The following is a 13392-nucleotide window of genomic DNA, read 5'->3' on the forward strand; positions in this document are numbered from 1 at the left end:
ATTGGTCACCGGAATATAGGGCAGCACTTCTGCCGCGCCACAAGACACCTTGCGGGCTGTTGGCGTGAGGCTGGCGGAATTATCCTTCGGCGCAATCACCGCATGCACACCCGCCGCCTCGGCGGTGCGCAAACAGGCCCCCAGATTATGAGGATCAGTGACGCCATCCAGCACCAGCAACAGAGGATCTTGTGTTAAGCCCTCCAGCATCCGGTAAAGAAACTTCTCATCGTGAAGCTCACCGGGAAAACTCATGGCGACCACGCCCTGATGGTTACCATCCACCAGTTTATCCAATTCTTTACGGCTTGCCTGACGCACCTTAATATCCGCACTGGAGGCCGCCGCCAATACTTTTTGCAGACGCTGATCCTGACGTCCCTGTAACACCAGTACTTCATTGACCCGATGCGGAGCACTTTTTAACAAAGCCTGCACGGCGTGCAAACCAAATACGGTTTCTAATTTTGCCACGTTGTTCTCGCTTTACTTAAACGGAAAAACCACTTCTGGTGAAGTGGTTTTCGGGTTATCCGCTAACACTTCGCTCTACGAGGTCAGCGTTTTTTTGCGCCCGGCTTGTTAGGAGCGGTTTTCGTCGCCTTGGCTTTGCGCACCTGATTGCCCTTGCTCGGCTTTCCGGAAGACTTCTTCGCGGGAGCCTTTTTGCCAGGCGCTTTTTTAGCCGGTGCGTTTTTGCCTGAAGTGTTTTTCGCAGTCGTCTTTCTGCCAGAACCAGACTTATTCGCCCCTGACCGATTACCACCGGACTTGCTCGCACCTGATTTATTAGAACCCCCGGAGCGGCCACGACCACCGCCGGACTTGCGCTTGCCAGGAGCGTCGTCACTCTGAGCCAGTTTGCGCATATTGCCTTTGGTGTCCACCGGCTTCGCCGCATTCTTGCCGCGCTTAGCCGCAGTGCCTTTACGGGAACTGGAAGTAAACGCGACCATCTCCAGATCAACCTTGCGATCGTCCAGATTGACAGAGGCGACCTTAACGGTCAGCTCGTCACCCAGACGGAACACCTGGCGAGTGCGCTCGCCCACCAGACGGTGTTGCGCAGCTTCGAAGTGGTAATAGTCGTGCGGCAGATTGGTGATGTGCACCAGACCTTCCACATACAAGTCTTTCAGTTCTACGAACAAACCAAAACCGGTAACCCCCACCACGACGCCGGTGTACTCCTCGCCGACATGATCCTGCAGGTACTCACACTTGAGCCAGCTGGTGACGTCGCGGGTAGCATCATCCGCACGGCGTTCTGTCAGCGAACTGCGCTCACCCATGGCCAGCATATCAGCCAGCTTGTAAGGGTAGATTTTGTCTTTCGGAATGGGGGTTGCCCCATCCGCACGTTTCACCTGTTTGGTGTCGACGTTGGAACGGACGATATGACGCAGGGCGCGATGCACCAGCAAATCCGGGTAACGACGGATCGGCGACGTAAAGTGCGCGTAGGCGGTATACGCCAGGCCAAAGTGACCCTTGTTATCCGGCTGGTACATCGCCTGACTGAGACTGCGCAACATCACTGTCTGGATCAGGTTGGAATCATTGCGACCCTGGATGGATTGCAGCAGCTCCTGATAGTTACCCGGCTCCGGATCATCGCCCGATCCCGGTAAACTCAGACCCAGCTCGCCGAGAAACTCACGCAGGTTTGCGAGCTTTTCTTCACGCGGACCTTCGTGCACACGATACAAGCCCGGCAGCTCATGCTTTTCCAAAAAGCGTGCAGCGCAGACATTGGCCGCCAGCATGCACTCTTCAATCAGCTTGTGAGCGTCGTTACGCACAACCGGTACGATCTGATCGATCTTGCGGTTTTCATCAAACAGAATACGGGTTTCAACGGTTTCAAAATCGATTGCGCCACGAGCGGTTCTCGCGACACGCAGAGTTTGATACAGACCGTGCAAACTGAGCACCTGTTCCAACACCGGTGCCACCGGGCTGTCTTCAGGCAGTTCTTTGGCTTTGCCTTTAAAGCCCAGCTTGTTGAGGATCTTGCGGCCCATACCGACTTTTTCCGGTGCGACAACGGCCAGAGCCTCACCCACCTGGGTGTAGGTCAAACGGGCATGTGAGTGAATCACGGCTTCGTAAAATTGATAGCCACTGACCCGGCCACTCTCGGCCACGGTCATTTCACACACCATGGACAAACGATCCACGTGAGGATTCAGCGAGCAGAGGCCATTGGAGAGGGCTTCCGGCAGCATAGGTACGACAAAGTCCGGGAAGTAAACCGAGGTTCCACGCTCCTGAGCTTCGTGATCCAGCGCACTGCCAATTTTCACATAGTGAGAGACGTCGGCGATGGCGACGTACAAACGCCAACCACCAGACTTTTTAGTCTCGCAGTAGACTGCATCGTCAAAGTCGCGGGCGTCTTCGCCATCAATGGTGACAAACGGCAGCTTGCGCAGATCAATGCGATGGGCCTTATCGTCCTCATCCACTTCCACGGGCAGCTGACGAGCTTCAGCCTGCACGTCACTGGGCCACAAATGCGGGATGCCGTGTGAGCGAATCGCCACGTCAATTTCCATACCCGGTGCCATATGATCACCCAGCACTTCCAGAATACGGCCAGCAGGTGGGTTTTTACGCCCCGGCTGCTTGGTCACTTCCACCACCACAAACTGACCCCGTTTTGCCTTGCCCACATCATCCGGGGCAATTAACAGGTCATGAGAGAGACGGGGATTGTCCGGACGGACAAAATAGATGCCACTTTCGCTGAAAAAGCGTCCCACCACCTGATGGGTGTTGTGGTTCAGCACTTCAACAATGCTGCCTTCGCGGCGGCCTTTGACATCGCGGCCAGTCTCGCGCACCAGCACCTCGTCGCCATCGAAGATGCGACGCATTTCTTTGAAACTCAGATAGAGGTCACCGCCACCTTCTGTGGGGACGACAAAGCCGAAGCCGTCTTTATGACCCTGCACGCGGCCACGGATCAGATCCAGTTTATTGATAACACCATAGCCCTGCTTGCGGTTGCTGAGCAGCTGGCCGTCACGGGACATGGCAATCAGGCGGCGGCGCAAGGCCTCGACGGAATCTTCATCCACCAATCCGAGCACGTCGCACAGAGCCTCATGGGTCATGGGGCCTTTGGCTTGCTCTAGGATTTCGGTGATGTATTCCCGGCTGGGGATGGGGTTGTCGTACTTTTCGGCCTCGCGGGCCAGATTGGGATCTTCGGGGATCCCTGTTTGTTTACTCAAGTAGTATTTCCTGTAATAAATCGCTTAAATGCGGCATTTGCCCGTTGACTATACCGGAAAAGCTTCCGCTTCGCCGTTATATTCATCGCAAACACCCTGTTTACGGGCATTACAGCCAGTATAGACGCTGAATTCACATTAATTTGCCCGATAACGTCCCTAATCGCTTTTCTCTATATCACTTCGGTATGACCGTACGCCACTCGTCACCAGCAAATATGCTGAAATGCCATAATCATGACCCGTACAGCAGCCTTCGGCCTGCCTGAGGCGAATAGCCTGCCCACACACCAAAGCTTTTTAGACTCTACAAACCTTTTAAGATGCTGTGACGTCTTTAAGGTTCTATGACGTCTTTAAAATTGTTCTGAAGAATGGAAACCACGACACCCAGGTGTCAGGGCAGTATCAGATTGAGGTGGATTCATTGGGGGAAGGAGAAACAGGGCGATTGATCCCAAGGCCTATCAACAGCCCTGACCTCCCGATCCGAACTCAGCCCGGTTCCGACCCGCCTGCTTGGCTTTATAGAGCAGGCGATCAACTCTTTCGATAAATTCAACCGGCTCGATATCACGATCAGGAATCACTGTATCAACCCCCATACTGATGGTTAACAAGGCGCTTACGTCGGAGAATTCATGGGGGATTTGCGCTTCCGCAATCAACTTCAGACAGCGGTCGGCTATCTTTTGGGCTGACTTTGTATCGGTCTCCGGCAAAATAAACACGAACTCTTCACCGCCATAACGGGCAAAGAAATCTTTAAATCGTGTGGCTGCCTCCGACAGTACTGTGGCCACCTGCTTGAGGCATTCATCGCCTTTAATATGACCATAGTGATCGTTGTATTGTTTGAAGTAATCGATATCCAACACAATCAGGGAAAGTGGCTGTCGGTTTCGTGTCGCGTGTGTCCATTCGATATCGAGAATGGTGTCAAACATGCGACGATTGGCGATGCCGGTGAGGCTGTCTTTAAACGACAACTCTTCCAGCTTTTGCTTCATGTCGATCAGCTGCTGCTCGGTTTTCTTGCGTTCACTGATATCAAACATAAAGCCCACCAGGGCTTCAACTTCACCGTCCTTGCGCACGACATGTACCACATCCCGAATCCAGACGTAGTCGCCGTCTTTGGTGAGCGCCCGATAATCGGCTTCGTGATCAATGCCTTCCTGTGATTGCGAGACACAGAAGTTAACCACAAACTCGCGATCATCCGGGTGCATACGCTCCGCCCAGTCGTCCACACTCACCCAACTCTCTGGCCGCCAGCCCAACAACTCTTCAATCTGAGGACCGATGTACGAAAACTGCATGGTTTTCCAGTCTATCCGCCAGGGAATCGCCCGGGTAGATTCAAGCAGTGTTTTATAAACATCGCTGTCTGGTTGTGGGTTAGTGATGACGGTCACAGAAGTATCCTTATGAGAAACGCGCTTACCATTTACTACAGGCATTACAGGTACAACAGGTACAACTACAGGTACTACTAAAGGCACTACAACTACAGGAGCACAGCGCGCAGGCACCGGGGCTGAATATCAATCCTGCGCCAGTCGAGCGTAGCGTCCGCGGGAGAATACCAAAGGTGCTTTGCCGGCATCGGAAAAGTCCAGCACGCGCCCCACCAGAATAATATGATCACCACCTTCGTATTGGTGCTCAATCTGACACTGCATCACAGCCGCGCAACCTGCGATCACAGGAACGCCTTTAACTCCGTCTTCAAACTCAACTCCATCGAACTTATCGCCGCCACTGCGGGCAAAGTTTCCGGACAGGGCTTCCTGATCTTCGGCCAACACGTGGACATTCCAGTACTTGGCATCCATCAGAGCCTGGAAACTGGTGGACTCTTTACCGATACTCCACAAGATCAACGCCGGATCCAGAGAAACCGAGTTAAAACTGCTGGCCGTCACCCCACACAAGCTGCCATCTTCAGCTTTTACGGTCACGACTGTGACACCCGTGGGAAAGGAGCCCAGCGCATTGCGAAACTCAATAGGATCTATGTTTGACATTATTCGTTCTCAACTCTCTGTGTATTTCAAACTGTGTATTTCAAAACTGCATGCTTATTATCGAGTGTGTTGGCTGCTTGTCAGAGGAGTCGCCGGAGGAGTCTCACCGCAGCCGGGAGAGTCCAACATTGAGTAACTGAAGGGGGTACAACACGGGTAGATAAGTCATCCCATGGTACATGAGTTGCCTTACCCGCCTCAATTAAAGATCCAGTCAGACATATAAGTGCCCAATCACTAATTGACCAGACACCAAAATCAAAAACTCTTGTTACCTGCCGACTTGTCACTTCTTAACTCAGAAATGTAACCCGATTACCCATAAAAATCGGCAATAAATCTTCTGAAAGCCCCAGTGTTGACACCGAAAAGGCCAGTGTGTGATAAAGAGCCCCACGAGATGAGAGACGAGCGTCAAGCCTGCCCAAAGACGGCAAGCTGGCCATATAAAATAGCCCGATATAGAGATAATAATTGAGGCGACAACTATGATTTTGACTAAATTGGTTGCCTGCACCTCGGCAGCATTTTTGCTGACCAGTGCAGCAGTATTGGTTCAGCCAGGCAGCGAAGCCGACAAAAGCTACAAACATGCTGCTCACAGCAAGGTTTTTCAGAGCAACTTTGCCACCATGAGCGAGGCTGAGAGAGCGATCTACATTCGTCAGCAACTGGCGACTGCCAACGCCCGCTTTCCATAAGCAACACTGCAAACCCTTTTGTCTTAGAGGCCGCTCCGCAAGGATCGGCCTTTTTCCGTTAAGGCCGGGTGATTTATTGCACCGCCGCCCCCTTCTGACTACTCTTGATCCCCAGACCGACAAGTATCCTCAACCTCTCAGGAGCCCTGCATGAGTGACCCCACCTATACCCCCCCTAGAGTCTGGATCTGGAATAAAGACGACGGTGCCGCCTTTTCGAACATTAACCGTCCTATTGCCGGCCCCACTCATGAGAAAGAACTCCCACGCGGCAAGCATCCCATGCAGCTTTATTCTCTGGGCACCCCCAATGGCATAAAAGTCACGGTCATGCTGGAAGAACTGCTGGCGCTGGGTTTTGAGGGTGCTGAATACGATGCCTTCTTGATCAACATTGGCGAGGGCGAACAGTTCAGCAGCGGCTTCGTCGACATCAATCCGAATTCCAAGATTCCCGCCCTGCTCGACTGCAGTACCGAACCTCCTACCCGGGTTTTCGAGTCTGGCTCGATTCTGCTGTATTTGGCCGAGAAGTTTAACGCCTTTATTCCAGCCGACCCTGCCAAACGCGCCGAATGCCTGTCATGGCTATTCTGGCAGATGGGCAGCGTGCCCTTCCTGGGTGGAGGTTTTGGCCACTTTTACGCCTACGCTCCGGAGAAATTCGAGTACCCGATCAATCGCTACACTATGGAAGTCAAACGTCAGCTGGATGTACTGGATCGCCAACTGGCCAATCATCGCTACATCGCCGGGGATGAATACACCATTGCCGACATTTCCATCTGGCCCTGGTATGGATCTTTGGTGAAAGGTAAAGTCTATGAAGCAGCTGAATTTCTGGAAGCTCACACCTACCAAAACATCCTGCGCTGGACCGACGAAATTGCAAAACGCCCTGCAGTTAAACGCGGCCGTAAAGTCAATCGCACATCTGGCAGACCTGAAGATCAACTTCGGGAACGACACGATGCCAGTGATTTCGAGACGAAAACTCAGGACAAGTTAGAAGCCGCAGAGGGCAATTAAGTACCCACGCAGCGAAACGACTAAACACTGCGGAAACAAAAAAGCCTGAGGCATCCTCAGGCTTTTTTGTTTCAAACGGTTATGTATCACACCGTGTTTCCATCAAGCGGTAGAGCTCAAACCTCCATCTTCACTGCCTGATTTCTCTTTGCCCTTGCTGTAATCACGACCGATCAACAGGTACACCGCGGGCAACACATACAGAGTAAAGGCGGTACCAATAGTCATGCCCGACGCGATCACCAAACCCATAGAGAAGCGGGACACCGCACCAGGACCACTGGCCAGCAATAGAGGCACCATAGCCAATACCAATGCCGCCGTAGTCATCAATACAGGACGCAAACGAATCGCCGTGGCGGATTCAATGGCATCGCGCTTGCTCTGTCCTTCTTGCTGCAACTTATTCGCGAACTCCACAATCAAGATGCCGTGCTTCGAGATCACACCGATCAAGGTGAGCAAACCAATCTGCGTGTAAATATTCAGCGTGGCTCCGGGCGTTTGCATCATTCCAAAAGCATTCAATACCAATAACGCACCACTGATCGATAGCGGCACCGTCATCAACATAATGAAAGGATCACGGAAAGATTCAAACTGAGCTGACAGCACCAGATAAATAATCACCAACGCGAAAAAGAAGGTTACGATCAATGCCGAACCTTCCGTTTTATACTGCCTCGACTCACCCGCATAATTCACCGAGTAGCCTTTGGGCAGCAGCTCATCCGCAGCTTGTTCCAGAACTGCCAGCGCATCGCCCAGCGCCACACCCGGCCGCTGAACCGCACCAATTGTGACACTGTTGAGCTGCTGGAAACGACTCAATACTTGTGGCTGCACAGAATCTTTCAAAGTCACAACAGTAGACAGAGGAACCAGCTCACCGGATTGCGTCCGGGTGTAATAGTTCTCCAACTGATCCGGAGTCAGACGATCTGACCGGCGAACCTGGGGTATCACTTTGTACGAGCGATTTTCCAGCGAGAAACGATTCACATAAGCCCCAGACAACATGGCCGATAGATCGCCAGACAACTGGGCCATATCGATACCCAACTGAGAAGCCTTTTCTCTATCGATCATAACTTCTGTGCGCGGCTTATCAATTTTCACGTCTGTATTCAGGAAGACAAATTGTTTGCTCTCACGAGCCTTAGCCAGCACCTGATCGGCGACTTCCTTCACGACTTGTGGCGGCGCGGTGCTGAGAATCACGAATTCAATAGGCATCCCGGTGCCACCCGTCGGCAACGCCGGAGGCACCATGGCCGCAACCTGCAAACCTGAAACATTAGAAAACCGCGGGGTAATGACCTCGTTAAGCACTTCTTCGATTGTTTTATCCCGTTTCGCCCAAGGCGCAAAAATAAAGCCACCAAAAGCACCATTGTGTGCACCGGGTGCGGTCAAACTAATACCGTTAAACTGAAAGTCACCGACAATAGCATCACTGGCTTCGTTAATTTTCCAGGCCTCGTAGGTGAAACGCTCCATATATTCCAGGGTTACACCAGGGTCCGCTTCAGCCATATAAAACGTCATGCCGATATCTTCTTTCGGCGCCAGTTCACTGGGTGACATAACAAACAGGAAGTAACACGACAGCAGAATAATTATCCCAAACAGCGTCATACCCACGCGCTGATCGAGCATGGTGTGTAAATCCCGCTGATAACGATTTTGCAACTTCTCAAACTGACGATCCAGCCAAACCTCAAGCCCTTTGGCCTCTTCCTCACGGTGTCCTTTGAGCATCTTCGCGCACATCATTGGCGAAAGGGTTAACGCGATAATCCCTGAGATGAGAACGGCTCCCGCCAGAGTGAAGGCAAACTCCACAAACAGCACACCGGTAATGCCGCTCAAAAAACCAATAGGCAGATACACAGCCACCAGCGTTGTGGTCATCGCAACCACTGGCCAGGCAAGTTCGCGCGCACCTTTGATCGCCGCATCGTAGGGCGTCATTCCGTCTTCGATATGTCGGTGGATATTTTCCAACACGATAATGGCGTCATCCACCACAATACCGATAGCCAACACCATCGCCAGCAAGGTCAGCAGGTTCAGCGAGAACCCCATCATCAACATCAACAACAGCGCCCCCACCAGAGAGAGTGGCACTGCCACTGCCGGAATCAACACAGTACGCATTGACCCCAGGAACAGGAAAATCACCACGACTACGATGATGATAGCCTCGATAATGGTCTGCTCCACTTCAGCAATCGCATCGCGAATATACACCGAACTGTCATAACTGAAGTTGGCGTGCAGACCTTCCGGCAATTGCGGAATCACATCGTCATCCCACACTCTGCGCAGATCGGCCAGCACTTCAATGGCGTTAGCATCCGGTGTCAGATAGATAGCAAAGAACGTCGCCTGCTGACCATTGAAGCGCGCCGAACCGTTGTAGCTTTCAGCCCCGAGCTCCACATCCGCCACATCTTCCAAGCGAATAATTGATCCCTTCTCGGCTCGAACAATCAGTCGCTTAAACTGCCCAATATCGCGCAAGTCGGTATCAGCTTTGAGATCAATAGAGGTCATCTGGCCTTTGGTGGAACCCACCGCAGACAACACGTTGTTAGCTCTCAAAGCGTTGCTGATATCCGACGCAGTAAGGTTAAACGCCCGCATTCGCTCCGGCTTCAACCAGGCCCGTACCGCAAATGTCCGACCGCCATTGATTTCCGCTCGCTGCACACCACTCACAGTCGCAAGGCGCGGCTCTACTTCCCGAATCAGATAATCGGTGATCTGATTTTTCTTCAGGCTATCGCTGTAAAACGACAAGTACGCGTGGGCACCAGGATCACCCACACGCAGATCGATAACCGAGTTTTCCGCCGAACCCGGCAGTTCACCGCGCAACTTATTGACCTTGGCAATCACCTTGGTCAACACCTTGTCCGGGTCGGCATCCAGTTTTACCATGGCGCTGACGGTGGACAGTCCGGCAACACTCGAGGAGGTCATGTAATCGATGCCATCCACCGTGGCCACCTGACGCTCAACCGGGGTGGTAATAAACCCCTGCACCAGATCGGCATCGGCACCCACATAGGCGGTACTGACATTAACCACCGCATTTTGCAGCTCGGGATACTGGCGTACATTCAACTCGGTACCAGCCCGCAATCCCAGCAACAAAATCACCAGACTGACCACCGTGGCCAGGACCGGTTTATTGATAAAGATATCCGTAAATTTCACAGCAGAATCCTCAACCGTTATCCGGTGTCGGTGCAAGTTCCGCATCAGGTTGCACACTGTTATTGATACTCACAACAGCGCCACTGTTCAATTTCAACAGTCCGCTGGTTGCAACCCGCTCACCAATCTCTAACCCTTCCTCAATGGAAATCAGACTGCCACGCGCCTGTCCTGTGGTGACAAAACGCTGCTTCACTTTCAAAATTGGCTCGCCGTCCTCGTCCTTCTCACCGGATTCAGTGACGACATACACCGAGTTACCATAAGGCTTGAAACTAATCGCAGTGCGCGGCACCAAGACCACATCGCGCTGCTCACCCACGTCGAGAGAAATACGGGCAAACATCCCCGGACGTAAACGCTGCTCGGTGTTTGTAAACGTTGCCTGTACCTGAAAGTTACGGGTACCGGCATCAATCACCGGCTCAATAGCGGTCACCTTGCCTTCGAAGCTACCCTCACCCAATGCGTCCATCCGAGCAGTAACGGTCATACCGACGTGGACTTCGCTGTAGCGCTGCTCGGGCAGAGTGAAATCCACAAAGATCGGATCCAGCGCCTGCAGACCGATCAGTGGGTCACCGGCACTGACGTAGGCCCCAATATTCACCTGGCGGATACCCAGACGACCGGCGTAGGGGGCGCGCAAAGTTTTCTGTTCGATACGGGCCTGCTGTGCCGCGACACGGGCGCGAGCCTGTTCCAACTGGCTTTGTCGCTGATCGTATTCCGACTGGGACACACTCTTGCGCTGCCACAGCTGCTTGATCCGATCACGCTCCAGCTCTGCCAGACGCTCTGCTGATTGCAAGGTTTTCAGTTCCGCGCGGTCAGTGGCACTGTCGAGCGTGAGGATGATGTCGCCCGTCTTAACTTCACTGCCACTGTCAAAACGAATGGACTCGACAATCCCACTCACTTGAGTCGACAACTCGGCCCCCTGAACTGCCACCACGCTGCCTACTGCGGTAACACTGTCAATCCAGCGGTCCTGCCTGGCCTCGGTAGCGGATACCGCCACAGCCGGCACCGGCATATTATCCAGAAAGTCGTTGATCATCTGATTGAGGAACAACTTGCCTCCCAACACACCACCAAAAACCACAATGGCTACAATCAGCAGCCCTATCATCCTTTTACTCATAGGTTATCTTCCAGTACCACTAGTTATTCAGATCTGTTGGGAAAACTACCGGGCAGGTAGTCATCGGGAAATCGGGAAACACTTCACTCATAATATGCTGCAGCAGCTCGTTCTGCTCGTCGGCATCGGTTGGCAGCAGGGGCTGCCAGCCCAATCCATTAAGCAGCGCATTGGCGTGGGTCACTAATAATTGGTAGGGGCGCGGTACGGAGTGGGCTTCCAGCAACCCGGCCGCACTGACCAGCGTTTGCATGCCTTCGCACATGGCCCACAAACCGCTGCTTAATTCACGGCTGGTCAAGCCATGATTATTCACGTCCCCTTGCGCGACGGCATCATTGACGATTGATTCAACCGCATCCGCCAAAGGAAAAGACGCTTCAAGGGCGGCTTCGCGGCGCTCGTCTGAGGCTGATATCCACACGGTATGGGTAGAAACATACTGGGCCAGACGAAAATACTCCGGTTCTTTTTGGGCAAACAACACATCGGCCAGCAAAATACCCAGTATCCGGTGACGAGTAGGGCCCTGCCAATCGGCCGCCCGGCGATACAGCGCCAGACGCTCGCTCACACCGCGAGTCGCCAAAGCCACCAGCAGATCTTCCTTGGCGGAAAAGTGTTGATACAGAGTGCCAACCGAATACTCACACTCACTGGCCAGGCGCGCCATTTGAAGGTTCAGCACCCCGTCTTTCTGAATCATCCCCCACGCTCGATCCAGAAAAACCTGCTCGCGCTCGGCCAGCTGACGCCTTTTACGATCCTGAACACTGCCCATTCTGGCTGATTGCACCCCCAATCTATTCACAAGACTGCAATTATGAATCAGATTCAAAAAACGTCAATGGTTCAAAATGTGAAGATAGATCAAGATGAGCAAAATCAGGCGAGAAGAGAAGAGCGGAAAAGCTCAGGGAGAGCCTTTCCACAAAAAAGACAGACGTTATAAGTCCTTAAAGGCCATTGCCCTCCACTAACAGCTCTCGAACCGGCCGTATTTCCACACTGCCATAGCGAGCCGGCGGAATTTTCTCTGCCAGTTTGAGAACCTCTTTCTGACTTTCAGCCTCCAGCATGTAAAAACCGGCCAGCTGCTCTTTGGTTTCCGCAAAGGGGCCATCGGTGGCACTGGCTTTGCCATTGCGAACGCGCAGAGTGATCGCGGTATCAGTGGTTTGCAGTGGTGCGCCATCTACAAAATGTCCGCTTTGCGTCAAACCGTCCACACAGGCGATGCACTCATTATTGAGCGCATCCCACTCGGCTTGAGTCATGTTTTTCATGATCTGTTCGTCGTAGTACACAAGGCACAGGTATTTCATTTCAACTCCGTTATCCGTCACATCCGTTTACATTTAAAAAATAACCATCAATCCCGATCAGGTGCACCTGCCGGAAAGAGCGCCCGATAGGGGCGCGCATCATCCACGCAGCGTTTGATCGAGGGCTTATCGATCAACCTCGCCCGATAAGCCCTCAACGTAGTAAAGCGCTCTGGAATCTCACACACCCAGTCGGCGTAGAACAAAGAGGGCGCCGCAGCGCAATCGGCCAAACTGAAGTCCTCGCCGCAGGCGAAGCTCCGGCCTGCTAACTCACTATCCAGCCAGGCATAGGATTGTTGCAGTTCCGCTTTAGCATCCGTCACCGTTTTTGCGTCCCGCTCCGCCGGGTCACGGAGAAAATCGTTCACAATCTGCTGCGTCGGCGTCATCAAATAGAGATCGAAAAAACGATCCAGTGTGCGTACGTTAAGAGCCGCAAGCTCCCCCGAAGGTATCCAAGTGACAGCACCGGGGTAAAAAGCCTGCAGATATTCAATAATAACTGTGGATTCAAACACCGCCCGCCCATCATCCAGCAACAGAGGAAACTTGCCCAGCGGCGAACGCGACTTCAATACGGCATTATTTTCCGGATAATCCGGGCTGACCTCTTTAAACTTAAACTCGATATTGTTCTCATAAAGAGGAATTAAGGCTTTCCAGGTATACGATGAAAACGGGTGCCCGTATAACTCA

Annotated in this window: 11 protein-coding genes; 2 read left to right on the forward strand and 9 right to left on the reverse strand. The window is 52.7% G+C overall.

Features of this window, described 5'->3' with window-relative positions:
* From ACTG33_RS12755 to ACTG33_RS12770, 4 genes are all read right to left on the reverse strand, one after another.
* Window positions 1-474 (reverse strand): RNA methyltransferase substrate-binding domain-containing protein (locus ACTG33_RS12755; RefSeq protein ID WP_439135606.1); only part of this gene is annotated, 474 nt, incomplete at its 3' end.
* An 83-nt stretch (window positions 475-557) separates the two neighbouring features.
* The gene (gene rnr, locus ACTG33_RS12760) at window positions 558-3239 is read right to left on the reverse strand and encodes a ribonuclease R (protein WP_439135607.1); all 2682 of its coding nucleotides are present in this window, start codon (window positions 3237-3239) and stop codon (window positions 558-560) included.
* Window positions 3240-3706: 467 nt separating this feature from the next.
* Window positions 3707-4657, reverse strand: a complete 951-nt coding sequence (locus ACTG33_RS12765) for a sensor domain-containing diguanylate cyclase (protein ID WP_439135608.1) — start codon at window positions 4655-4657, stop codon at window positions 3707-3709.
* 129 nt (window positions 4658-4786) lie between these two features.
* Complete coding sequence (locus ACTG33_RS12770; protein WP_439135609.1) at window positions 4787-5269, reverse strand: flavin reductase family protein; 483 nt, start codon at window positions 5267-5269, stop codon at window positions 4787-4789.
* Between the two features lie 488 nt (window positions 5270-5757).
* Between ACTG33_RS12770 and ACTG33_RS12775 the strand changes: the two genes are divergently transcribed.
* Window positions 5758-5970 carry a hypothetical protein gene (locus tag ACTG33_RS12775; RefSeq protein WP_439135610.1) on the forward strand — a complete coding sequence of 71 codons (213 nt, stop codon included), beginning with the start codon at window positions 5758-5760 and terminating at the stop codon, window positions 5968-5970.
* A 150-nt stretch (window positions 5971-6120) separates the two neighbouring features.
* The gene (gene yghU, locus ACTG33_RS12780) at window positions 6121-6999 is read left to right on the forward strand and encodes a glutathione-dependent disulfide-bond oxidoreductase (RefSeq protein ID WP_439135611.1); all 879 of its coding nucleotides are present in this window, start codon (window positions 6121-6123) and stop codon (window positions 6997-6999) included.
* 102 nt (window positions 7000-7101) lie between these two features.
* On the opposite strand, the gene ACTG33_RS12785 is transcribed toward yghU, so the two are convergent.
* From ACTG33_RS12785 to ACTG33_RS12805, 5 genes are all read right to left on the reverse strand, one after another.
* On the reverse strand, window positions 7102-10224 hold the full coding sequence (locus tag ACTG33_RS12785) for an efflux RND transporter permease subunit (RefSeq protein WP_439135612.1): 3123 nt from the start codon (window positions 10222-10224) through the stop codon (window positions 7102-7104).
* 10 nt (window positions 10225-10234) lie between these two features.
* Window positions 10235-11368 (reverse strand): efflux RND transporter periplasmic adaptor subunit, encoded by a 1134-nt coding sequence (locus ACTG33_RS12790; RefSeq protein WP_439135613.1) that lies wholly within the window; start codon window positions 11366-11368, stop codon window positions 10235-10237.
* Between the two features lie 19 nt (window positions 11369-11387).
* On the reverse strand, window positions 11388-12164 hold the full coding sequence (locus ACTG33_RS12795) for a TetR/AcrR family transcriptional regulator (RefSeq protein ID WP_439135614.1): 777 nt from the start codon (window positions 12162-12164) through the stop codon (window positions 11388-11390).
* 160 nt (window positions 12165-12324) lie between these two features.
* A complete protein-coding gene (locus ACTG33_RS12800; protein ID WP_439135615.1) occupies window positions 12325-12693 on the reverse strand; it encodes a YciI family protein in 369 nt (122 codons plus the stop codon).
* Window positions 12694-12740: 47 nt separating this feature from the next.
* Window positions 12741-13392 (reverse strand): glutathione S-transferase family protein (locus ACTG33_RS12805; RefSeq protein WP_439135616.1); only part of this gene is annotated, 652 nt, incomplete at its 5' end.

This window comes from Pseudomaricurvus sp. (assembly GCF_965662505.1).
Taxonomy (GTDB): Bacteria; Pseudomonadota; Gammaproteobacteria; order Pseudomonadales; family Cellvibrionaceae; genus Pseudomaricurvus.

Bases quoted from the DNA above. Each gene is read 5' to 3' on its own strand.
- ACTG33_RS12790 (WP_439135613.1), bottom strand. From the start codon at position 11,368: ATGAGTAAAAGGATGATAGGGCTGCTGATTGTAGCCATTGTGGTTTTT.
- ACTG33_RS12770 (WP_439135609.1), bottom strand. From the start codon at position 5,269: ATGTCAAACATAGATCCTATTGAGTTTCGCAATGCGCTGGGCTCCTTT.
- ACTG33_RS12775 (WP_439135610.1), top strand. From the start codon at position 5,758: ATGATTTTGACTAAATTGGTTGCCTGCACCTCGGCAGCATTTTTGCTG.
- yghU (WP_439135611.1), top strand. From the start codon at position 6,121: ATGAGTGACCCCACCTATACCCCCCCTAGAGTCTGGATCTGGAATAAA.
- ACTG33_RS12800 (WP_439135615.1), bottom strand. From the start codon at position 12,693: ATGAAATACCTGTGCCTTGTGTACTACGACGAACAGATCATGAAAAAC.